The organism is Rhodococcus pseudokoreensis, assembly GCF_017068395.1.
In the GTDB taxonomy this organism is placed as follows: domain Bacteria; phylum Actinomycetota; class Actinomycetes; order Mycobacteriales; family Mycobacteriaceae; genus Rhodococcus_F; species Rhodococcus_F pseudokoreensis.
On record NZ_CP070618.1, the window covers coordinates 92894 to 114145 of the forward strand.

At 65.9% G+C, this 21252-nt stretch carries 20 protein-coding genes and 2 pseudogenes; 8 read left to right on the forward strand and 14 right to left on the reverse strand.

What is annotated here, in order from left to right; all coding sequences use genetic code 11:
• Positions 1-215 precede the first annotated feature (215 nt).
• The 3 genes and pseudogenes from JWS13_RS05020 to JWS13_RS46395 form a co-directional block, all read left to right on the forward strand.
• Positions 216-1055, forward strand: a complete 840-nt coding sequence (locus tag JWS13_RS05020; protein WP_206004786.1) for an MBL fold metallo-hydrolase — start codon at positions 216-218, stop codon at positions 1053-1055.
• The gene (locus tag JWS13_RS05025; RefSeq protein WP_206004787.1) at positions 1048-2271 is read left to right on the forward strand and encodes an acetyl-CoA C-acetyltransferase; all 1224 of its coding nucleotides are present in this window, start codon (positions 1048-1050) and stop codon (positions 2269-2271) included. The genes JWS13_RS05020 and JWS13_RS05025 overlap by 8 nt, the downstream gene beginning before the upstream one ends.
• A 266-nt stretch (positions 2272-2537) precedes the next feature.
• A pseudogene (locus JWS13_RS46395) lies at positions 2538-2661 on the forward strand (phosphatidylserine/phosphatidylglycerophosphate/cardiolipin synthase family protein); the annotation flags it as partial.
• Positions 2662-3074: 413 nt separating this feature from the next.
• On the opposite strand, the gene JWS13_RS05035 reads toward JWS13_RS46395, so the two are convergent.
• Both JWS13_RS05035 and JWS13_RS05040 read right to left on the reverse strand, forming a co-directional pair.
• Complete coding sequence (locus JWS13_RS05035; RefSeq protein ID WP_206004788.1) at positions 3075-3494, reverse strand: hypothetical protein; 420 nt, start codon at positions 3492-3494, stop codon at positions 3075-3077.
• Positions 3495-4155: 661 nt separating this feature from the next.
• Positions 4156-5625: pseudogene (locus JWS13_RS05040) on the reverse strand (RecQ family ATP-dependent DNA helicase); the annotation flags it as partial.
• Between the two features lie 636 nt (positions 5626-6261).
• Here JWS13_RS05040 and JWS13_RS05045 point away from each other — a divergent pair.
• A complete protein-coding gene (locus JWS13_RS05045) occupies positions 6262-6750 on the forward strand; it encodes an N-formylglutamate amidohydrolase (protein WP_206004790.1) in 489 nt (162 codons plus the stop codon).
• A 103-nt stretch (positions 6751-6853) separates the two neighbouring features.
• On the opposite strand, the gene JWS13_RS05050 is transcribed toward JWS13_RS05045, so the two are convergent.
• The 4 genes from JWS13_RS05050 to JWS13_RS05065 all read right to left on the reverse strand — a co-directional run bounded on the left by JWS13_RS05050 (position 6854) and on the right by JWS13_RS05065 (position 9901).
• Entirely contained in the window at positions 6854-7435 is a 582-nt protein-coding gene (locus JWS13_RS05050) for a hypothetical protein (protein ID WP_206004791.1), read from the reverse strand.
• 147 nt (positions 7436-7582) lie between these two features.
• Complete coding sequence (locus tag JWS13_RS05055; RefSeq protein WP_206004792.1) at positions 7583-8485, reverse strand: hypothetical protein; 903 nt, start codon at positions 8483-8485, stop codon at positions 7583-7585.
• Positions 8482-9504 (reverse strand): DUF6884 domain-containing protein, encoded by a 1023-nt coding sequence (locus tag JWS13_RS05060; protein ID WP_241032096.1) that lies wholly within the window; start codon positions 9502-9504, stop codon positions 8482-8484. The genes JWS13_RS05055 and JWS13_RS05060 overlap by 4 nt, the downstream gene beginning before the upstream one ends.
• A 226-nt stretch (positions 9505-9730) precedes the next feature.
• Positions 9731-9901 carry a hypothetical protein gene (locus JWS13_RS05065; RefSeq protein ID WP_206004793.1) on the reverse strand — a complete coding sequence of 57 codons (171 nt, stop codon included), beginning with the start codon at positions 9899-9901 and terminating at the stop codon, positions 9731-9733.
• Positions 9902-10159: 258 nt separating this feature from the next.
• Here JWS13_RS05065 and JWS13_RS05070 point away from each other — a divergent pair, with 258 nt between their 5' ends.
• Positions 10160-11107, forward strand: coding sequence for a phospholipase D family protein (locus tag JWS13_RS05070; RefSeq protein WP_206004794.1), 948 nt, complete (start codon positions 10160-10162; stop codon positions 11105-11107).
• 114 nt (positions 11108-11221) lie between these two features.
• Here the strand turns inward: JWS13_RS05070 and JWS13_RS05075 are convergent, their stop codons facing one another.
• From JWS13_RS05075 to JWS13_RS05105, 7 genes are all read right to left on the reverse strand, one after another.
• Positions 11222-11701, reverse strand: coding sequence for a hypothetical protein (locus JWS13_RS05075; RefSeq protein ID WP_206004795.1), 480 nt, complete (start codon positions 11699-11701; stop codon positions 11222-11224).
• A 554-nt stretch (positions 11702-12255) separates the two neighbouring features.
• On the reverse strand, positions 12256-12447 hold the full coding sequence (locus JWS13_RS05080) for a hypothetical protein (RefSeq protein ID WP_206004796.1): 192 nt from the start codon (positions 12445-12447) through the stop codon (positions 12256-12258).
• A 132-nt stretch (positions 12448-12579) separates the two neighbouring features.
• Positions 12580-13413 (reverse strand): DUF3626 domain-containing protein, encoded by an 834-nt coding sequence (locus JWS13_RS05085; RefSeq protein ID WP_206004797.1) that lies wholly within the window; start codon positions 13411-13413, stop codon positions 12580-12582.
• A gap of 140 nt (positions 13414-13553) precedes the next feature.
• Positions 13554-13898, reverse strand: a complete 345-nt coding sequence (locus tag JWS13_RS05090; protein ID WP_206004798.1) for a nucleoside triphosphate pyrophosphohydrolase family protein — start codon at positions 13896-13898, stop codon at positions 13554-13556.
• 108 nt (positions 13899-14006) lie between these two features.
• The gene (locus JWS13_RS05095) at positions 14007-14765 is read right to left on the reverse strand and encodes a 2-phosphosulfolactate phosphatase (protein ID WP_206004799.1); all 759 of its coding nucleotides are present in this window, start codon (positions 14763-14765) and stop codon (positions 14007-14009) included.
• A gap of 166 nt (positions 14766-14931) precedes the next feature.
• Positions 14932-15678, reverse strand: coding sequence for a hypothetical protein (locus JWS13_RS05100; RefSeq protein ID WP_206004800.1), 747 nt, complete (start codon positions 15676-15678; stop codon positions 14932-14934).
• A 51-nt stretch (positions 15679-15729) separates the two neighbouring features.
• Complete coding sequence (locus JWS13_RS05105; protein ID WP_206004801.1) at positions 15730-17106, reverse strand: MATE family efflux transporter; 1377 nt, start codon at positions 17104-17106, stop codon at positions 15730-15732.
• A gap of 311 nt (positions 17107-17417) precedes the next feature.
• On the opposite strand from JWS13_RS05105, the gene JWS13_RS05110 reads away from it, so the two are divergent.
• The 3 genes from JWS13_RS05110 (at position 17418) to JWS13_RS05120 (ending at position 19659) form a co-directional block, all read left to right on the forward strand.
• Complete coding sequence (locus tag JWS13_RS05110; protein WP_338050649.1) at positions 17418-17900, forward strand: GNAT family N-acetyltransferase; 483 nt, start codon at positions 17418-17420, stop codon at positions 17898-17900.
• A 199-nt stretch (positions 17901-18099) separates the two neighbouring features.
• Positions 18100-18630 carry a DinB family protein gene (locus JWS13_RS05115; RefSeq protein ID WP_206004803.1) on the forward strand — a complete coding sequence of 177 codons (531 nt, stop codon included), beginning with the start codon at positions 18100-18102 and terminating at the stop codon, positions 18628-18630.
• A gap of 138 nt (positions 18631-18768) precedes the next feature.
• Positions 18769-19659, forward strand: a complete 891-nt coding sequence (locus JWS13_RS05120; RefSeq protein WP_206004804.1) for an aminoglycoside phosphotransferase family protein — start codon at positions 18769-18771, stop codon at positions 19657-19659.
• Between the two features lie 68 nt (positions 19660-19727).
• On the opposite strand, the gene JWS13_RS05125 is transcribed toward JWS13_RS05120, so the two are convergent.
• Entirely contained in the window at positions 19728-20561 is an 834-nt protein-coding gene (locus JWS13_RS05125) for a DUF3626 domain-containing protein (RefSeq protein WP_206004805.1), read from the reverse strand.
• Positions 20562-21252 lie beyond the last annotated feature (691 nt).

The window sequence follows — 21252 nt, forward strand, 5'->3', positions numbered from 1 at the left end:
GCTTCGACGGTCTGACTGACCCGACTCGGGACCGTCGATGGGAACCCCGCCACCCTCACCACGGGGCGGCGGGGTTCCACCCACGGGAAGCTCTGCTCCAGATTGCGGAACAGATGATCCCAATCAGGATGCTGCTTCTGACTGTGTTCTGATCTTGTTGGTCCCCGACTGGCAACCTTTGCGCACCGAAATCCACTCGACCACAAGGTGACCCTATGCCCACGCTCTCACTCGATGTCTACACCAGCCCGCAACGGGACCTGCCGGCAGGTGGCTCGTTCTCCCCCACCACAGCGACCCTGGTGCTCGGGCCGACCGAGGCGATCCTGGTGGACACCGGATACACCCTCGACGACGTGCACGAAGTCGCCCGTCGCCTCGAGACCTCAGGTCGTTCGCTGACCACCATCTACATCACCCACGCGCACCCCGACCACTACCTCGGACTCGAGTGGCTACTGACACGCTTCCCCCAGGCACGCGCAGTGGCCGTTCCCGCGGTCGCAGACAAGATCGCACAAGAACTCGATATCACCCGCACGCGTTGGACCGCGATGTTCGACGGACTCGCACTGGACAATTCGTATATCCCGGAGCCGCTCGAGGGCACCGTACTGTCCGTCGACGGTCACGAACTGCGGATCCTCACGATCGGACAGGGCGATATCCCGCACAACACCGTCGTCCACATTCCCGCGATCGAGGCGGTCATCGCCGGCGACATCGTCTACAACGGAATCAACCCGTTTCTCGCCGCCTCCGGCCCGAACGAGTGGCAGCAGTGGATCGCCAGTATCGATGAGGTCGCTGCGTTGGCGCCCCGCATCGTCGTCGCCGGCCACAAACGCCCCGACCTCCCCGACGACGACCCGGCCGCCTCCCTCGACGGAACCCGCGCATACATCGACGCGTTCACCGACGCCGTGAACGACAAAGACACCGCGCGAGACGTCGTCCGCCACCTGAAATCCCTATTCCCCGACTACGGAAACCCCAGCGCGCTCATCGGTTCCGCCGCAGCCGCATTCAAGAGAAGGACGAACACTCATGCCTGAAGCAGTCATCGTCTCGACCGCCCGCTCCCCCATCGGCCGGGCCGTCAAAGGATCCTTGAAGGATCTACGTCCCGACGACCTCACCGCGCAAATGGTCACGGCGGCGCTGGACAAGATCCCCGCGCTGGACCGCACCCAGATCGACGACCTGATCCTCGGCTGCGGACAGCCGGCGGGCGAAGCCGGGTACAACATGGGCCGCGTGGTCTCCATCCTCGCGGGCCTGACGGAGGTCCCCGGCACCACGGTCAACCGGTACTGCTCCTCGAGCCTACAGACCACCCGGATGGCGTTTCACGCGATCAAAGCCGGTGAAGGCGACGTCTTCATCTCGGCCGGAGTGGAATCGGTCAGCCGCTCCATTGCCGCCGGGCGCTCGGACGGCCTGCCCGGCACCACGAACCAGCGCTTTGCCGCCGCACTCGAACGCTCCGACCGCCGCACCCAGTCCGGCGCCGACACCTGGCGCGATCCGAGCGCCGACGGACTACTGCCCGACGTCTACATCCAAATGGGGCAGACCGCCGAAAACGTCGCACAACTGAAGGGCATCAGCCGCGCCGAGCAGGACGAGTTCGCGGTCCGCTCGCAGAACCTGACGGAGAAGTCGCAGGCCAACGGCTTCTGGGACCGGGAAATCGTCCCAGTGACCCTGGCCGACGGCACAGTGGTGAGCCGCGACGACGGCCCCCGGGCGGGCACCACCCTAGAGGCAGTGGCGCAGCTCAAGCCCGTCTTCCGGCCGGACGGCACCGTCACCGCCGGCAACGCCTGCCCCCTCAACGACGGCGCCGCCGCTCTGGTGATCATGAGCGCCACCAAGGCCGCCGAACTCGACCTGACCCCACTCGCCCGCATCGTCTCTACCGGGGTGTCCGGGCTGTCCCCCGAAATCATGGGTCTCGGCCCAATCGAAGCGTGCCGCAAAGCGTTGGCGCTGGCAGACCTGTCCATCGACGACATCGACCTCGTCGAGATCAACGAGGCGTTCGCCGCCCAGGTCATACCCTCCGCCCGTGAACTCGGCATCAGCATGGACAAACTCAACATCAACGGCAGCAGCATCGCGATCGGACACCCGTTCGGCATGACCGGCGCCCGCATCGCAACCACCCTCATCAACTCCCTGCAGTACCACGACAAGCAGTTCGGCCTCGAAACCATGTGTGTCGGTGGCGGCCAGGGAATGGCGATGATCATCGAACGCCTGTCCTGACACTGCAACCCGGAAACCAAGCGGTGCGAGCGACTTCCCCTCTCGCACCGCTTGGACGCCTCGCCCCCGTCGAGTGGCCCGTCATCCATTACCAATGGGACGTGTCGTCTTCGCAGTTCATCACTACTTACGCAGATACGGACGGTGCAACCGATCTCAGAACTGCATCGTGCGACCCGGTCAGAGCCAATGTCGGTTCAGCACTCCCGCCCCGCGCTACCGTTTTTCTAGGGACCGCCTTCCACGGGCCGAGTCCGTGGCCGCACATCACCCACGCCATCCGCACGCGCGGACCCCGCCATGCCGCGATCGCCCACCTCGGCCAGGACGCCCCCCACCCTGCTGCCGCTGCGCGCCGGCGACGTGCTCGTCGTCAACGCCTCCCACGCCATCGGTCACCTGCTGCGCAGCCGAGCCGACCTCTCCCCCATCGGTGCAGGACGCCGAACAGACCCTCGCCGACCTCGGACACCCCAATCCCCGACTCCGGGTCGACCACCGCATCGCCTCCCCCAGCTTGCGGACGGCGTTGCGCTCTGGAACCTCTGAACCACCGCGAGAAATAGGTGCCGTGACCTGCGTAACGACACGTCCCCGCGCGATCAGCGCACCGACATCTGTTGTTGTGCGCCGCCGATCATCCTCCCCGAGCCGATCCCACCCTGAAAAGACGGAGCGTGGCAGCATGAGTTGCCCCAATTGACGGCCTGCCACGCTCGGACCCACAAGGCGGGTCTACCACGGGGGCAGCAATCCGGTGACCAAACCAGTGCCGTACTCCCGCGCCGGCCAGCCTACCGAAATCAGCTAGGCCGGTTCGATCCAGTCCGGAACTCCGGGTGCACAAAACCCGAAAGTTCGGCCACTGCATGGTCGATCGCCACGTTCAGTTGCTCCCGCAGATCCTCCAGCTCATCGATCCGCGCCTGAACCGGTCGGCGGGAAGTCGGGTTATGCCCGTTGGCCGAATCCCAGATTCGTTGGCCAGCGATCCGGGCGCCCTCCGTCGGAGAGACCTTCCGCCCGTCAACGTCGTAGGACGGCCGCGCGGTCGGCGCCGGGTCCGCACCGTCCGGTGATTCGTTGATGCGGTCGAGCGCATCAGCCACACCCTCGATCATGTCCTTGAAATAGACCTCTATCACAAGACCCTCCACTTGTTCACCGCTGATTCGCATCCCGCCCACCGCCAGAGTGAAGCATCCGATGCGCAACCAGACCATAGCCGTCGACAGCCGATGGTGCGCCGGGCCCACCGGCCCAGGCCCGCCGGCGGATCGAGACTGGATTCCGCACGACGGGCGGAGGCGATGACAGTCGGTTCCGCCCCTAGGATCGACGACAACGACACATGACCCGCCGCTGGTGCAGCGCCAGCTCCGTCCGCCCCTCACACCGACAGGACACCCCATGTTCACGTTCTTTCGTCGCAGATCCGCGACCGCCGCCGATCAGACCGAACCGCAACTGCCGAGCGGCGAACAGAGTGTGGACTCACCGGAGGCCCGCGCGCACCTGACACTGTTCGCCGGCGACTTGACCGTCAGTGGCCCCTTCGTCGAACCGGGCAGCGACGAGTACGACCTTTGGCGGGCCGGCAAGCTCGTCCCCTGGTACATCAGCCACCACCTCGACCGTGGCCGGCATACCGGACCGAACGTCGATATCGTCTGCAATGCAGAGGAACCGGCCGTTGATATGTGGGAGCTCGGCAGGGTGTATCCGAGGTGGGATCAGACCGGTCTCGCACGGCCCGCATCGGCACGCTCGGACGAGAAGCCGACCGTCTCACGTGTCCGTCAGCGACCACGCCGCGATCAGTCGTCGATGGTCACCACGCGGCGCGGCCTCATCACTGCGGCACAGCAGTGGTCACCCCTGGGCGCAGTTGTCGCAGCGACCGCACCGATTGAGGCCGTCGTCGAGGTCGGGGTCGTCGAGTTGTTGTCGCAGGAACTCCATCCGGCAGCCGTGGGTGTGCTGGTAGTCGATCATCGCCTGCTGCTCGGCCTCCCGTGCGGCTTCGAGACCGTCGTACCGTTGCGCGTCGTAGGACCAGGGTGCACCGGTGGTAATCCACCCGTTCCGGACCCGGGCGACGACACCGTCGACTTCGAGGACATTCAGGACCATCAGCAGCCGGGTGCGTCGCAGCTCGACCTTGGTCAACAGCGTCTTGAGCCGCTGGGCCCGATCTTCACTGAGGGCGTCGAGTACTTGCCTCACGATTTCCTCGCGGGGAAAGGTGAGAGATCCGAAGTAGTCCCAGATCTCGCGGTCGTCGCTCCCGGGCAGCAGGATGGCTTCCGCCCGCGGCAGGGCGCGGCCGGCGCGGCCGATGTGCTGGTAGTAGGAGATCGGGGAGGCGGGGGCACCCATGTGGACGACGAATCCGAGGTCGGGTTTGTCGAAACCCATCCCGAGCGCGGAGGTCGCGACGAGCGCTTTGACCCGGTTGTCCAGCAGATCCGCTTCCAAACGTTCGCGGTCGGCGGCGTCGGTGCGTCCGGTGTAGGCGGCGACGCGGTACCCGTGCTCGGTGAGCACCGCCGCCAGTTCGGTGGCCGCGGCGATCGTGAGGGTGTAGATGATGCCCGACCCGGGCAGCTCGTCGAGTCGCTCAGTCAGCCATGCGGTCCGGGCGGCCGTGTCGTCGAGGTGAATCACGGACAGGTGCAGCGAGGGCCGATCCAGACCGCCGCGCAGGACGACGGTGCCGGTGGTGTCGGCGCCGACGCCGAGCTGGCTGGCGATGTCGCTGATCACCCGGTCGTTGGCGGTGGCGGTGGTCGCCAGGACCGGGACGTCGCCGCCGAGCTGGGCGAGGAGTGCGCTGATGCCGCGGTAGGAGGGCCGGAAGTCGTGGCCCCAGTCGGACACGCAGTGCGCCTCGTCGACTACTACCAGCCCGCTGTTGGCGGCCAGGACGGGCAGGACCTTCTCCCGGAAGCCCGGTTTGATGAGACGTTCGGGGCTGATCAGCAGCACATCGACTCGGTCGGCGTCGATGTCGGCGTGGATGGTTTTCCACTCTTTCACGTTGTCGGAGTGGATGGTCGCAGCACGGACGCCGCCGCGCTGCGCGGCGGCGACCTGGTTGCGCATCAGGGCGAGCAGCGGCGAGACGATCACCGTCGGGCCCCTCCCCTGGCTGCGCAGCAGTTGCGCGGCCAGGAAGTACACCGCGGATTTTCCCCACCCGGTCCGCTGCACCACCAGCGCGCGGCTGCGGTGCACGACCAGTGCTTCGATCGCGGTCCATTGGTCGTCGCGCAGGCGGGCGTCCGGGCCGGCGAGCGCGCGCAGCAGCTCCTCCGCCTTGCCACGAAGTTCTGACGGGGACGTATCGGCCACTGGGTGAGCCGGGCCGCCAGGAGAAACAGGCGGGACGGGAGTCGGTGTGACAGGAGTAAGCGGGGCGGGCAAAGCCGGTCCGAGGAGGGCAGTGATCGCCGACGCCAGATCCGGCAACAGGTCGACGGCGTCCTGCGCTGCCCGGCTCCGCGAAAGCGACCCATTGCCGGAGTAGTAGTGCGCGTGCAGGGCCAGAGCCTGGGCGGCGAGTTCTTCCGGGCTGCTCGTGTTCCGGCTGGCGTGGTGTGCCGCCTGGGCACTGACCATGGGGTGATTCCTCCTCATCGGGGTAGGTCGTGCGCGCGTGGTGCATCGGACGAGCGGCGCACCGAGACATCGCTGGTGATCCCTCCCCTGTCGTATTGCCTCCGTATCACCTTAAGGGCAACGCATTCCACGCTCGCCCGCATGTGTGCGTTGTGTCAGACAGGTGGGTGTCGCGGTAGGCGACGGGTCGAGGTTGTCGCGGATGGCAGCGAGAGTGAGCGCGTCTTCGAGCACGCCGCGGGTGGGGCGACACATCAGGGGACGTGCCGTCACCGCAGGTCAGCGCGTCATTCTCGACAGCAGTTGCCGGCCGGGCGAGGTGCAGCCTCTCCTCTCGACCCGGTGCCGGTGGACCGTATCCTTGCCCCCATGTCCGAGCAGACCGGAGATCTCAGCGCCGATCCCGACTCGGCGCTGCCAAATCTGGCCCTCGACGACACGTGGGTGGATCCGCACACCGTCACGGTCACGGCGCGCACCGCGGCGGAGATCGCACTGCGGATCCACACCTCGATTACCCCGTTCGACGTGCCGGCCGGACAGGGGTTCCCCGCAGCGGCCGGGGCTGCTGTCACGGTCATCGTGCACACCGTCGACGCGGCAACAGGCGGGCCACGGTATCTGCCGCCGGCCGAGCCCGCCGAGTGGGTGCGGGCGATCTTCTCCACCGCAGGCACCGCGCACGGATACTTCCTGGGCGCCGTCGACCCGGACACCGGCACCCACAGGCCCGGCCAGTTCGCCTACCGCCTGTACCTCGACACCGACCGGCAGGCGATTGCGGTGCCGCGGCAGGTGCTCACCTGCCCGCACTACCTGCTCTCGGCCATCGACGGCAGAGAGCACCACGGCACCTGACCCTGCCCGTCGACGCCGAAGAACACTCTCTGCAAGCAGCCCCCGCCTACGAGGTCATCGCACTGGACCGCCCCCTCGACGGACCTGGAACCTCCTCCGGCAGTCAGTAGCGGTAGCTGGAGCGGTTCTTCGGCCGGGAGACGACTTTCACGACACCCCCGACCACGATGCCGAAGAACGCGAGGACGAGGGTCATCCGCAGGAACGCCTGAAACAACTCGCCGCGAATGGAGTACTCGCTGACGATGACCGCGACCGCGGTGACGACCACCACGACCGAGGGAAGGGCACCGACCAGGAACCGGAGCCGCGATCCGCTGCTGTCGTAGGGGTCCCCGAACACGGTATCGGCGACCTTGATCGCCGGATAGAACGCGGCGGCACCGACCAGCGCACCACCGAGGCAGATGGAGGCCACCACCTGCGAGTTGGTGCTGTGCCGGCCCAGGTCGCTCAGCGCGACGGCGAGAACCCAGATCGAGGCCACCCACAGCACGGCGGCGGCGAGCGGCCACAGCCACCACCGGTCCTCGCCACCGATCTTCCAGCAGGCGGTGCGGGCGGTGAACTCGGCCACCGCCCCCACCAGCACGGCCAGCAGCAGCGTCGCCCATCCACCCCACCACCCCGCGGCGGTCCAGTTCGTCAGATGGTCACTGACCTCCGGATAGTCGAGAAAATTCATATGCCTTCCTCCCCTTACCTTTTCAGCTCATGTCGATCGCGTGAGACGCCCCCGCGATCCCCCGTGCAAACGCCGGATGTCGCATGCCCCGGCTGCAGTGTCGGCAGCGTACCCATCAGCCCGGCACCCGGGCTGGACCTGTGGCGGTCACGGCCGCGGCAGGGTCCGGTAGGCGTGAGCGCGAGTGGTGATCGTGTCGGTGAGGTCGGTGACCGTGGTCGCGGCTGTCGAAGTGCTCGCCTGGGCGGCGGTGTGGGCGTGGGCCAGGCGTACGACGTGCGCGTCCGATTCGGCGAGTTGGCGGGCACGCTCGTCGGCGACGCGGGCCGCGGTGTCGGCGGCGGCGAGGTCGGTGTCCAGGTCGGCCACGGTGTCCGCGGCCTGGCGCAGCTCCCGCGCGGCCTGCTCGATCTGGGCGTGTGCCCGGGTGTACGTCCGGCCCTCCTCGGGGGTGAGTGTCCCCGAACCGGTGCCGGCGGCCGCGGTCATCGCCTCGTGCAGTTCGGTCGCGGCGAGGACCTGGGTTCCGAGGTCCCACATGGCCGCCCGCAGGTCCAGGTCGGTGAACATCCCGTCCCGGAACGCCCGAGACCCCTTGATTCGCTCGACCGCCAGGATGGCGTCGCTCATCGGCCGCCGTAACTCCTCCGGGGCCTGCCGCAGCTGTCCGCCGAGGATCCGGGCGGGTTGCCGTTTCCGGTCGCTGCGGTCCACGAGGTGCAGTCCGCCGACCGCGGCGCCGGTCAGCAGCCACGTCACCAGCAGTGTCGTCGCGGCCTCGGGCAGGACGGCGAGGAAATCCTCGATCACCTCGTCCGACCGGGCCGGGTCGGTGGTCCCCCAGACAAGATGCAGAAAGGCCGCTCCCACACCTCCGGCCACGAGCATCACCGCGGTGACCGCCGCGGAGACCGCCCCGACTGCGGCGACCACGCCGAGGGCGGACCCGACACCATCTGCCAGGGGTGAGGGTCGCGGCTCGGACTGGTGGAGAACGACGGTATCCCAGTGCACCTCAGACGGTGCGGGAGTTACCTTCTCGGCTGTCATGCCCTACTCACCGTCGCTTCCGCAAGGTTCGACGATCCCTCGCCCTGCCGGCACCGCTCCCCTGGCGTGGTGCGAGATACAAAACACGGTCGCCATTCTGCTTTTCCCTCCCTGACCCCAGCTGTCTGTTCGTGTCGGAATCTATCGCGCGGCACCCACACGTTTCGGTCATGCCGACCTCGGATACGACCCACCGGTATCGAGGGCGGCGTCGCCGATGGCGGCGATGCGCGCGAGGCGCTGCTGCTGTTCGCCGATCCCGCGGGCGGGGTCCGGGCCTGCGGCCACACCGCGGTGACGATGCGGCTGTAGTCGCGGCCGGCGAGGACGATCACGTCCTCTAGATCCAGGAGTCCCTGGGCGCTAGCCTGCGCGTGGACAGTGTCGGCGGTGACCGAACCCGGTTCCCCCACACGCATCTCGTACGGAGCGACCACGGTATCGAGGGGAAGCAACCCGAACCTTCCGGACAATATTCGAATGGACTCGACCGGGGCGAGCCGGCGGGCGGCCCGCTGACAGAGCCGATGAAAGGTACCGAGGTACAGGGCACCGGCCGGAACCGCTCCGACCCCCGTCCGCTTTCGTGACCCGCAGCCAACGATCACCAACGGTGACGACTGCCCCGCCCGCACCGGGGTGACCCCGTGCGCAGGCGCCGCGGCAGCTGTGTGGTGGTCGTGGGTGACGTGGTCGGCGAGGGTCCAGTCCAGCCATTCCCAGCCGGGCCGATGGTGCAGGCCGACCACGCCGTGGCGGTGGCCAGCCATCAGGAACGGGGTGTGCCAGAGCAGCAGATCGGTGTTCGGCAGACGCAGCCGGGTGCCGTCGTGACGGCGCAGCAGGGTGGTGGTGGGGCCGACCGCGAGCGGGATGCCGCCGTGCCGGCCGCCGCCCTTCGGGCCGACGCCCGGACGGGAGAACACCAGACCCACCTCCAGGACCAGAGCGGCGCCGGGGGTCGGCGGGGTCAGGGCCGGGTCGGTGTAGCGGTAGGTCGGGCGAATCAGCACAGACATGGCGGGTCCCTTCTCGGTGACAGGCGGGCGCGCGGGATCCATCCGGGCGCATTCTGGGAGCTGGGTGTGTGCCCGGGCCAGTCGGCGGGGCCAGGATGTCGGGCGTGGCCCGGTGAAGGCCTCCGAACGTGTCGTGAGGCGTCGAACACCCGTCGCCGGCACCCGTGCGTCCGGCCGCGACGCACGAACGAGGCCCCCACCGGGCGGCAGGAGCCTCGTTCGCCGGTTACAGGTAGTCGATCTCGTCCCCGGACAGCGTGCGCCCGGTCCCCAACTCGACGAGCGCGACCTTGGCGGCCACGAATTCCTCGTGCGAGCCGCCTCCGATCGCCGCGCAGTAACGAGCGCGTGCAGCCGCCAGCTCGGCGGACTCCTCGATGACTGCAGTGGTGGACATGTGCATCTCCCCTCGAATCAGCATTCCATCACCTTACAATGTGACATTGCTATGTGCAAGTTGCGATTCAACACGGGTCTCGCTGCGTCACAAAGGCATATGTTCATGCCGTGCACTGACGAACAGAAAGAGAGCCACGCGGACCGCCGCGCGCAGGCGTGGCACCGGTGACGCACCAGCCCGCCGCGGCGAATGACACGTGCGCCCGCGATGCGCGGATCGGACAAACCCGGCGCGGCGACCCGCTACCGTTTTCCTATGGGGACCGCCTTCCACGGGCCGAGCCCGTGGCCGCACATCACCCGCGCCATCCGCACGCGCGGACCCCGCCATGCCGCGATCGCCCACCTCGGCCAGGACGCCCCCACCCTGCTCCCTTTACGCGCCGGCGACGTCCTGATCGTCAACGCCTCCCGCGCCGCCGTCCGCGCGCACGCCACCTCCCCGGTCGCGCTCGCCCACTACCTGGACGCCGGAGTCCGGGTGCTGTCGTCACCGAACCTGCACGCCAACGTCATCGCCACCGACCGGCGGGCAGTCATCGGCTCCGCGAACGCCTCCCACAGTTCCACCCTCGCCGACGAGGCCGTGGTCATCACCGACGACCCCGACATCGTTGCCTCCGTCCGGGCGTTCATCGACGGGATCGAGGAGACCACCGAGATCGACCAGGTATTCCTCGACAACGCCACCGCGCAATGGCAGATCGGGCGGGCGGTACCCCTGCCCGGGGTCACCAGCCGCGGGCGCGGCGACCCCGGGTTCCTGCCCGCGAAGATCCCGCGGATGTTTGTGCACCACACCGTCGAGTACGATCCGGGCCCGACCGAGCAGGAGTTGTGGGCGACTCAGGCGCGCCGGCAGCGCGGCGCGGCCGGGCCGGCGGCGAAGTACCAGCTCGAATGGTTCCGCCATCACAGATCCGATACTCGCCTCGAGCGGGGTGATGTTCTGCTGTTCGTGACCGCGGACAATAGTTGGGTTCATCCCCCAGCCGTGGTGGATTCCGAGGCGATCGCGATCCTCCACGCCCCCGGCGCCGCCGGGCATCTGCTGCGCAGCCGAGCCGACCTTGCGCCCATCCCGGTAGCGGATGCGGAACGCATGCTCGCCGACCTCGGACACCCCAATCCCCGGCTCCGGGTCGATCACCGCATCGCCTCCCCCACCCTGCGGACCGCCCTGCTCGGGCTCTGGAACCTCTGAACCACCGCGAACAATAGGCGCCGTGACCTGTGTGAACGACACGTCCCCACCTGATCAGTGCGCCGACATCGCCGTCCGAGCCTGCCCACACCACTGCCGCTCAGTCGGGTGAGTTCACGCCAGGGCCAGGACGCGGGACCGTGCCTCCAGGTAGCGGGCCAGGAGATCGAGCATCTCGGCATCCGGGTGGGTGAGTTCGGGCAGGTCCTTCGCGCCGATGATCGTCTGGTCGACCGCGGTGACCTGCCGCCGGCACTCGCCGACCGCTTCCGGGGTGACGGTGTCGGCGTCGAGCCGGTCGGTGAGGTACCGAATCGACGCGTCCAGACCCAGACCCGGATTCCGGGTGTTGTTGCCGGCCCTCCGGGTTTCGGCCATCTGCCACCACCCGTCCAGCTCGGCCAGCACCGCGGGATCGGTGACCGCGATCCGCAACGCTCGGTCGATCGACTGCGGATCGGTGATGTCGAACTCGTCCACACCGGATGTGCGGGTGAGGATCTGGCCGAGCTGATGGTTGGCGAGTCCGTCCCCGCGGCTCCACCAGTACGACACCATCACGTGCACCTTGTTCGCCGTCGCCAGCTCCCCCATCACACCCGTCCCCTCTATGCAGACCAACAGTTCTTCCGGTACATCCTCACAGCCCGGCAACCGCCCCGCAGCACCGGGTCAGCGCCCGTGGATCAGTGAGTCAGCCTGTGCGGCTGCAGGTGTGGGTGACCGCGCACATCGGGCACCACGTACGCTCGCCGACGATCCACCCGTTCGTCTCGGCGAAGGCCACCGCCTGAGCTCGGCTGGCGCCGGCCGCGGTGAAGGTGTGCTCACACAGATCGCACCGCACCGTCCACCCACGCCTGCCCGTGGACCGCACCAACGTATGAACAGTCATATTGTCCCCCGACTTCGACACTGTGCCCCCAGCATGGCACACCCCCTCCAGCAGTGGTGACCCACGCAGGCCAGGCCCCCGGCCGTCACATCCGAACCGCAGCACGGGAGTCGGCCCCTCCGGCGTCGTGGTCATGCGCGAGATCACCGAGAACACACCCGAGTCTCTGCGATGCGGTCACCGCCATGAAGCAGTGAGGGTCACGTCCAAAGGGGACGTGTCGTCTGTGCAGGTCAGGAGCATCGTGCGGGTGTCAGGACTCGACCGGGACCAGGCGGTCGAGCTTGGTGTGGAATGGGTAAGTCCCTGGGGCGCTGAGAACCGACTCGACCAGAGCGTCGTCGCCGCAATGCTCATGGGTCGTGAACACCGAGGTGCCCTCAGAATGAACCTTGACCTTGTCGCCGATCTCCAAACCCGCGTGGGTCCCCGGATTCTCGGTCATAAGACATGACTAACCTGTCCGGCTTCGCTGTGCAAGCCGCCGATATTTGTCAGGTTCGATTCGATCGTGCTCCCACTGCCGCATCGGCGCCACACTGTGCCGATAGCCGATCGTCGAGCGGAACGCTGAAACCTACGCTCGGGCGCCATATCGGGCGATGCAGTGCCACACCTTCTTCAGGTCCTGCGGATCGAAGGATGCACTCCGTGCGCGACCGAGGATGGCCGGGGTAAGCAGGCCGTCGTCGGCGATGCCTCGGGCCAGGTCGACGACGTGCGGCCCCCGGTAGTCAGGATGGTGTGCAATCTCCTCGATGCCAACTGTGTATCCGTCGTGCCACAACACTGGGCACGCGAGCGATCGGGCGATCTCGCCGAAGTGCGTGTCGCGGTAGCTGGGGTCGAGAACGAGGGCCTCGACATCTGACGCAATGTCGATGGTTCCGTGAACGTGCGCCTCGATGTAGTCGTCGAGCGGATCGTCGAATTCCACCGCCGCAGCGGTATCGACCAAGTTCATCGCCTCGGCGGTGCCGAACAAGTCAGGTTCGAAGACGCTGTCAGGGAAGCAGAAAGTGGTGCGGTCGAGGGTGTGCTCGGCCAGCAGGAAGTAGGAGGAACCGAAACGAGGAGATCCTCCGTATGGGTCGGCGCGGTAGTTCAGCGATCCATACTTCGGGCGCTCCGCCGGCTCGAGCTCGTCGTAGGCGCCAACGAACATGCGGCTCTCCCACTTCCACCTGGCGCCGCCGGGGTGGGCAGTCAGACCACCGTTGCCTGTCCGGGTCTCGAACTGTGACAGGTATGCGCCTCGGTCCGCGATCGCCTCGAGCGTCGAAGCACCGTTGAAGGGGAGATCTGGGTGAAAGTGCACGGTCACACGGAGTGCCCGGTCAAGCGGAACGCCCTCGGCGAAGCCGCGAACGTGTGCGATGGCTATGTGCCCCGGAGGGGTATCGATAGGCACGCATCCATTATCTGATTGAACCTGTATCTCGCGCGTACCAGAACTTGCACCGACACGGTCGCGTCTCAGCGCACTGAAGATCGGTTCCGGTCATCCCTCGACGAACGTTCAGTGCTCGGAAGGCCCTCCTCGTGGATCGACTACCGGGAGTCGATATGGACACCTTGAGCGTTCGCGTCTCCGCTCTTCCAGACCAGCCACTTCTCATTGACCGCTGCGGCGAGGTCGATGTCATGAAAACGCGCTAGCAGCAACGTTTGACAGAGAACATCGGCCACTTCGTTCCGGAGTGCTGCCGCCAACTGGTCCGGTGAGCGCTCCTTCGTTCTAGCCTGTCCCGTCACCATCAGGAAACTTTGGGTCAGCTCGCCAACCTCTTCCTGTAGCTTCAGCAGAAACCATGCTGCATCACGTTCGATCCCGAAGCGTTCGGCGTAGTGTTTCGAGATCTCTTCTACCTCGTCCGAAAGCTGTCCCAGGTCCATCCGTTGATCAGACCAGGCCTGCTCGATAAGGTCACGTCTTCCAATCACCTCTGATCGAAACGAATGGTGAGGAGAGTGTCCCGTCCGGTCACCGATCGCGACGCGGTGTCAGGTGTTCTTTGAATCGACGAATCGGTGGTCTCTGAGGACGGGTACCGAACGGCTCTGGTCAACTTCGGTTGCGATCGCCACATCCTCGGCATATCCAGCCGTGACGAGTTCGCGACCGGATCCACACCCGTGCAGCGCCGACGCTATTCGACCGGACACCGCCTCCCACGCCACCGCGGTAACTTCGGCTTCAGGCGATGCCGTCCAGCCCCGGGAGATCAGCTCAGCGATCACAGCGCCGGCGCCCCACTGGTCTTCCACTGCCGGCCGCAAGGTGCCGTCCGGCCACTTTTCCCCGGCTGCGATCACCGCCACCACCGTTTCCTGCGTGTAGTTGTCGGCGATCCATTCGGCGACCGCGCGGGCGTTGCGTAGCGACGCTCCGAGGCAGGTTCCCGCGGAGGACTCCAGCTCGTACGCGATCGATGAGCCGTTCGGAGACGGAAGGACGAGGCGATCCACCCCCTGTGCCGAACGAATGGTGCTGGGCGACAGACTGATCGACCCTGGCGTTGCCGAACTCCGGCCCACGGCAAGCACGGCATCGTGGTCGGCGGCATACCGCACCGCAGAAGTGTCCCGCCATCGGTAGGGAAGGACCTCGATACCAGCATCGATCGCGACTGACAGGGTGGTGGTGAACGACAGAACATCGACGATGACCGCGACGTGTGCGTCCGGTGCCACTGCGGTGGCTCCGGTCAGTCCCCACTCGAAGCGCAGTGAATAGTCCTGTTGCCGATGGTCACGATTCACTCCACACACTCTGGCATATCTGGACACCGCTCGACGCACTCATGGAGGGTGTGGCCGCCTCCCTGAGAGCGAACCTCGCTCACCGGTAGTGAAACCCGCACCGGGACGAGCTCGGCGCCAGCGCGTGCCGTCGGCCGCCGGCGTCTCGTCCCCCAAGCGGATCCGCTTACGGAACAAAGCTCTGCTTCAGGGCGCGGTGCAGGTCGTCTACGCTCGCGCCATACGTATGCGACGCGTATGACAGCGTGCGAAGTGCCGCAGCCACCGGGTCGCGGTCGAGCGCGCTGAAGAGTGCGGGGATCGCCTGATAGGGGACGTTGAATCCGCCATTGTCGAAAGGATTGCGCCGAGTGGCGAGGGAATAGTGGGGGTCCCCTTGCGGCTCATCGTCTTCGGTTCGATCGGCGATCCACCGTTGGATCGCGCTCTGCATATCATCGAACGGCGCTGGTAGGGGTCGTCCGTTTCGCATCGCCACGAGAGCCGGAACGACCCACTCCTTGCTGGCCAATCCTGAGAACTCGTACGCCTGAGTTGCGCACCAGTGGGCGAGGTGGCGTTGGGTAGGTGCGTCCAGCGTGAGGATCGCTCTGACGAGTCCTGGGTCGTAGTCGATGAGCTGCAGTGCCCCGGGAATAGCCTGCACTTGGCTGAATTCACTCGGAACACGTTTGTGCTCGGTTTCGGGACGGGCGGAAATCGAACTCGTCTTGAGGTCGTCGAGGGTGGATTCTTCGCGAGGGCGGAAACCCGAGCCGGCGACAACTTGGAAGGGCTCATGTGGATCTGCCCCGGCCCTCGAGTCGCGAAAGAAGTCTTCGATCGTCTGCGGAATGCCATCGTCGATGACCGGTTCCTCGAGGTCGAGAAGGTCGTGGTCGTCGTCCGTCGGCTCATCATCGCAAGAGTGCATGAGCCGACACTCGCACAGAGCCCTTCCGAAGGGGGACCGATTAGCGATCCGCTACCGGGCAGGCTGGACCGTTCGCCGGAAGCGGATCCATACCGCCGACGACCGGATGATCCATCCCAGTAACAGTCCGAGATAGATGCCCCACAGTCCGCGATCGAGGACTTCCACGAAGAACCAGGCAGCGGGCACCGTTCCGCAGAATGTGGCCAGCACCGAGACGTACATGATCCCCCGGGTATCGCCCAACGCACGGAGCTGAGCCGCATACACCAGCTCAGCCACCATGATCAGTGTCATGACCGGAAGAATGACGACAGTCCCCGACACCACATCGAGAACCTCGGGGTCGTCGGTGAACACGCCGAAGAACAGCCCCGGGAATGAAGCGAGCACCACAGACACCACGCTGGACCCGACCAGCATCAACACCGCTCCGGCACGAACAAATGCCTCGTGCCCGTCCCGGTCCCTGGCCCCGAGTCGTTGGCCCACCAGTATCGCGATCGCACACGCCAACCCGAAGATGATCACCCAGACCACCGACACCGCCGAGCCCATCACTCGAAAAGCTGCCAACCCCGCAGCCCCCAGTCCCGCCGCAAGCCCCACCAACGCGACATCCGCGCCGTAACTGAACAGGCCGAAGACGGAATCCGGCCACGCGATTCGGAGCCACTCTCGTACAAGATCCCGGCGACCCTCCGGTGAGGCCCGCTTCGCCGCTTCGATGGACTCGCCGAGCGTTTCCCGCGCACGAAATGTCAGATACGCCGCGCCGAAAGCAGTGGCGAGGGTCGTGGCGATCGCCGAACCGACCTGCCCGAGACCGACCTCGAAAATCAACACCCACGCCAGGGGCATGTTCACCAATGCAACGAGGGCAGTGACCTGCGCCGCCGTCCGGGTATCCCCCACACCGCCGAGTAGTCCGCGCAGGTGCGCCGTGACCGCCGTGAACGGCAGTCCTATCAGCAAGATGCGCAGCATCGACGTGGTGTCGTGCGCCACACCAGGGTCGACACCACCCTCAGGCCGGCCGGGCACCGTAGCCTCGACGATCACCGATGCACCCGCGATACCCGCAATCGCAAGCACTGTTCCCGCCGCCACGACACCGACGAACCCGACCCCGGCAAGACGGACAATCGACGTACTGTCCCCAGCGCCGTGCCATCGAGCGACCAGAACCTGTGTCGCCGAACCACACGGAATGATGATCGCCGTGAACAGGATCCAGATCGGAAAAGCCACCGCGGCACTCCCCAGCGCCTGCGTCGAATAGTGTCCGAGCAGCGCGGTATCGGTGGCACTGAGAATCAAACTGATCGCTGACACCATGATGATCGGCCACGCAACTGCCCAGACCTGCCAGCATCTGCCGACGAGACTGCCAGCGGGTGCGACCGGAACCGTGACCGCATGCGTCATGACACGCACGATCGTGGGCAGGATCTGTTCACCATGTAGGGATATTTCCAGACGAGCGCCCACCACACCGCACGGCAGTGACCGTATGCGCGACGCCGGAGGTGCGGCCCGATCGAGTCGACCTGCAACTTTGTGACCGATATCAGCCGCGGTCAGGGTTGAAATCACGGTGCGTGGAACGGACAGACGGATTGAGCCACCCGAACCTGGCACCGACTCGATCGAACGGAAAAGGTACCGTCTGTGTGGCTCCATCCCAGTCTTCCGCGCCGTCGTCACATGTCCGGCTGCCGCGTCGGTATGGTTTGACGGTGACACTCAGCCTTCGGCCTGCTGTAGTTTCGGACGCCCATTTTCTTGCGGAAATGCTGGCAGCAGCGGCCTATTGGCACCCCAATAGCCCATCGGGGAGCGTGGAGGACGTGCTGGCGAAGCCAGAGCTGGCGCGCTACGTCACCGGCTGGCCGCGTGCGGGAGATCTCGGCGTCATCGCGGAGAATGAAGGTCCGGTCGGAGCAGCGTGGCTGCGATTCCTGCCGAAAAGCACCCCGGGTTACGGGTTCGTCGACACGGTGACACCGGAACTGACCATCGGAGTCCTGCACAGGTGGCGGGGTCACGGAGTCGGCACACGTCTGCTGGAAATGTTGATCGACGCTGCCCGCGAGAAGCACCTCACGGCGGTGAGCTTGAGCGTAGAGCCGGACAACTACGCGCTGCGTCTGTACGAGCGGTTCGGATTCGAACCAGTCGGCACGGTGGGCGGGGCGATCACGATGCTCCTGCAACTCTGACGTTCCGTCAAAGTCGACCAGTGACCGCCGGCGGGGTGATCGAAAATCTTCCGCCAACGGCGTGAAGCCGGTAGAGAAGCATCTGTGAACACGCCGCTCCGATACCGCATCTTTGCCGAGGTGGCGGACGGCGGAGTAGTCGACAAGCAGCGCAGGGTCGATCCAGCGTAGACCGAGGATCGGACAAGAAGGATGAAACATGGCAGCTACGCCTTTCATCGCCAGCAGTAGAATCGTGCGAGAAAAACGGCCCACGCAAGCTAACGAGCGAACAAACGTGTTGGCGTTTCTGCGGTGGCATCGAAACACATTGGAACTCAAGTGTGCCGGTCTCACCCCTGAGCAACTCGCGCTTCAGCCGCTGAGCCCTTCCTCGCTGTCGCTGTTGGGGCTTCTTCGGCACGCCGCCGAGTCCGAACGATTTTGGTTCCGCCGGGTGATGGCAGGTGAAGAAGCCTCCGCACTTTTCTCAACTCCAGGCGACGAATTCGACGTGGCAGGCGCAAACATTGAGACGGTCGTCGCAGCATTTCACGCGTGGCGGACAGAGGTCGCATTCGCGGAACACTACGTCAACTCCGTGTCAGATCTCGAGGTCACCGGGAACGAACCCGGCGAAGGACCGGTATCTCTGCGCTGGGTGCTCTCGCACATGCTGGAGGAGTACGCCCGGCACAATGGCCACGCTGATTTACTGCGGGAACAGATTGACGGCGCTGTAGGACTCTGAAGTCTCCTATTTGATCGACTTCACGAAGACCGCCCGGCAGCGGATCGTTGCCCGGTGAGTCGACGAAACCCGGTTGTCCGTTCAGCCGGCGGCTCGTACGCTCCTCCGATGGCGCAGGACTCCAATTCTGGGATCAGGATGCACGACGATGAAATCGAGGTCGACGTGGTCCGCGTCAGACGGCTGCTCCAGGAGCAATTTCCGGAGTGGGCACATCTGTCCATCGAGCCGGTTCGTTCTGCGGGCACCGACAACGCGATGTTCCGCTTGGGTGAGGCCCTGGTGGTTCGGCTCCCGCGGACCCCAGCGGCCGTCGCACAGGTGGAGAAGGAGCATCGTTGGCTGCCGGCGTTGGCGCCGCTCCTGCCGCTGCCCGTTCCGATACCTGTTGCCGTGGTAGTGGCCGGTGTGGGCTACCCCTGGCCGTGGTCGGTGTATCGGTGGCTCGACGGAGAGAATGCGACCAATGCCCCGCCTGCCGATTCCCACCACGCTGCGCTCGAGCTTGCCGGATTCGTCAACGCCCTCCATCGGATCGACACCACGAATGGACCGCTACCCGGATCGCACAACTTCAACCGCGGTGTGCCACTGGTGCAGCGGGATGCACCCACGCGGTCCGCGATCGAATCCTTGCGCGGAGTCCTCGACACCCGCGCCGTTGAGCGGGCGTGGGACGCGGCCCTCAATGCGCCCGGGTGGAGTACGGAAGCGGTGTGGATCCACGGAGACTTACAGTCGGGAAACCTGCTGACCCGCCGGGGTCGACTCACCGCGGTGATCGACTTCGGCGGCCTCGGGATCGGGGATCCAGCATGCGACTGCATGGTGGGGTGGACTCTTTTCGGTCCGCAGGCGCGGAAAGTCTTCCGTGATGCCCTCGCGGTCGACGACACGACGTGGGCTCGCGGACGCGGCTGGGCCCTGTCCGTCGGGTTGATCGCTTTGCCGTACTACCAGGGCACCAATCCCGCTCTGGCTACGGTGGCGAGGCGCGGTATCGAGGCAGTCCTGGCCGACCATTCCTAAGGCGGGTGGGACCAGTCGACGAGCGTGAATCGACGTCCGCCATTTCCTTTCTTCAAGTGCGCCGATCCCTATGCTCTGGTGCCGAATCGGGCGATGTAGTGCCACACCTTTTTCAGGTCCTGCGGGTCGAAGGACGCACCCCGTGCGCGACCGAGGATGGACGGGGTGAGCACGCCATCGTGGGCAATGCCTCGGGCCAGGTCGACGATGTGGGGTCCCCGGTAGTCAGGATAGTGTGCAATCTTCTCGACGGCCACGGTGTACCCGTCATGCCACAACACCGGGCAGGCGAGCGACCGGGCGATCTCGGCGAAGGGTGTGTCGCGGTAGCTGGGGTCGAGAACGAGGGCCTCGACGTCCGACGCGATGTCGATGGTGCCGTGGACGTGCGCCTCGATGTAGTCGTCGAGCGGATCGTCGAAGTCCACCGCGGCGGCGGCCTCCATCAAGTTCATCGCCTCGGCGGTGCCGAACAGGTCGGGCTCGAAGACGCTGTCGGGAAAGCAGAAAGTGGTGCGGTCGAGGGTGTGCTCGGCCAGCAGGAAGTAGGAGGAGCCGAAACGAGGTGATCCGCCATAGGGGTCGGCACGGTAGTTCAGCGATCCATACTTCGGCCGTTCTGCCGACTCGTGCTCGTCGTAGGCGCCACCGAACATGCGGCTTTCCCACTTCCACCTGACGCCGCCGGGGTAGGCAGTCAGTCCACCGTTTCCGGTCTGGGTCTCGAACTGCGACAAGTACGCGCCGCGGTCTGCGATCGCTTCCAGCGTCGAGCTGTCGGTGAAGGGGAGGTCTGGGTGGAAGTGCAGTGTCACACGGAGTGTCCGATCGAGCGGGACACCCTGGGCGAGGCCGCTGACGTGCGCGATGGCAGTGGAGACAGGTGAGGAATCGACAGCCACGCATCCATTATCTGTTGATCGTCCCGCAGTTGTTCGTAAGCCGAACCTCCAGCGGCACGGCCCAGAAGGGGGCGTTCACCGGTACCGCTCTAAGCTGGCGAATCGCCATTTGACCCGTCCGGTGAAGATTGCCGGATGGGTGCGTCAAATGGTGCAGAAACCTGCGGTCCGAGGATGAGCATCGGGATGCGCGCGGACTCGTGGAATCCATCAGTTGCGCGCGGAATCGTGGCGAAGGCGGACGAGCTGAGCACGATGTCGTGTCCAGCCATTATCTGGCCGATACTGAAGGCGGCGATCCGAACGACCCTGCGCTCACTCCGGTACCGCTCTTCGTCCTTCCTCCGGGACCTGCCGTCGTCACAAGTCACCCATTCGCCGAACTCGGCGACCACGCGGGCGTCCGCCCGTCTCCGGTGGCGCATGGTAGGTGTGGAGTCAGTGCCAGGAGTTCCACCAAAGAACTATGGGCACCAGCCAGGGTGTCTAGACCATCAGGTGGTTCCCAATCCGCACGGGTCCGGAATATCACCCGACACCCGGTCGTTGAAGAGGCTGACGGTGGCGGGACATACCCCGGGTACCACACCAGAAAAGTCGCTGCGAGCGACCACTTGCCGAGAGGCGATATGACCGGCACCGTCTCCCTGACCGGGTAAGACCTGCATTGCGTAGCGTTCCCGGGAAGGAA

Coding starts and splice junctions, on each gene's coding strand:
- JWS13_RS05020 (WP_206004786.1), top strand. CDS start 216: ATGCCCACGCTCTCACTCGATGTCTACACCAGCCCGCAACGGGACCTG.
- JWS13_RS05065 (WP_206004793.1), bottom strand. CDS start 9,901: ATGTCCACCACTGCAGTCATCGAGGAGTCCGCCGAGCTGGCGGCTGCA.
- JWS13_RS05045 (WP_206004790.1), top strand. CDS start 6,262: ATGTCCGAGCAGACCGGAGATCTCAGCGCCGATCCCGACTCGGCGCTG.
- JWS13_RS05120 (WP_206004804.1), top strand. CDS start 18,769: ATGCACGACGATGAAATCGAGGTCGACGTGGTCCGCGTCAGACGGCTG.
- JWS13_RS05115 (WP_206004803.1), top strand. CDS start 18,100: ATGGCAGCTACGCCTTTCATCGCCAGCAGTAGAATCGTGCGAGAAAAA.
- JWS13_RS05100 (WP_206004800.1), bottom strand. CDS start 15,678: ATGCACTCTTGCGATGATGAGCCGACGGACGACGACCACGACCTTCTC.
- JWS13_RS05050 (WP_206004791.1), bottom strand. CDS start 7,435: ATGAATTTTCTCGACTATCCGGAGGTCAGTGACCATCTGACGAACTGG.
- JWS13_RS05025 (WP_206004787.1), top strand. CDS start 1,048: ATGCCTGAAGCAGTCATCGTCTCGACCGCCCGCTCCCCCATCGGCCGG.
- JWS13_RS05070 (WP_206004794.1), top strand. CDS start 10,160: ATGGGGACCGCCTTCCACGGGCCGAGCCCGTGGCCGCACATCACCCGC.
- JWS13_RS05060 (WP_241032096.1), bottom strand. CDS start 9,504: ATGTCTGTGCTGATTCGCCCGACCTACCGCTACACCGACCCGGCCCTG.
- JWS13_RS05080 (WP_206004796.1), bottom strand. CDS start 12,447: ATGACCGAGAATCCGGGGACCCACGCGGGTTTGGAGATCGGCGACAAG.
- JWS13_RS05090 (WP_206004798.1), bottom strand. CDS start 13,898: ATGGACCTGGGACAGCTTTCGGACGAGGTAGAAGAGATCTCGAAACAC.
- JWS13_RS05105 (WP_206004801.1), bottom strand. CDS start 17,106: ATGACGCATGCGGTCACGGTTCCGGTCGCACCCGCTGGCAGTCTCGTC.
- JWS13_RS05035 (WP_206004788.1), bottom strand. CDS start 3,494: ATGGTCTGGTTGCGCATCGGATGCTTCACTCTGGCGGTGGGCGGGATG.
- JWS13_RS05055 (WP_206004792.1), bottom strand. CDS start 8,485: ATGACAGCCGAGAAGGTAACTCCCGCACCGTCTGAGGTGCACTGGGAT.
- JWS13_RS05075 (WP_206004795.1), bottom strand. CDS start 11,701: ATGGGGGAGCTGGCGACGGCGAACAAGGTGCACGTGATGGTGTCGTAC.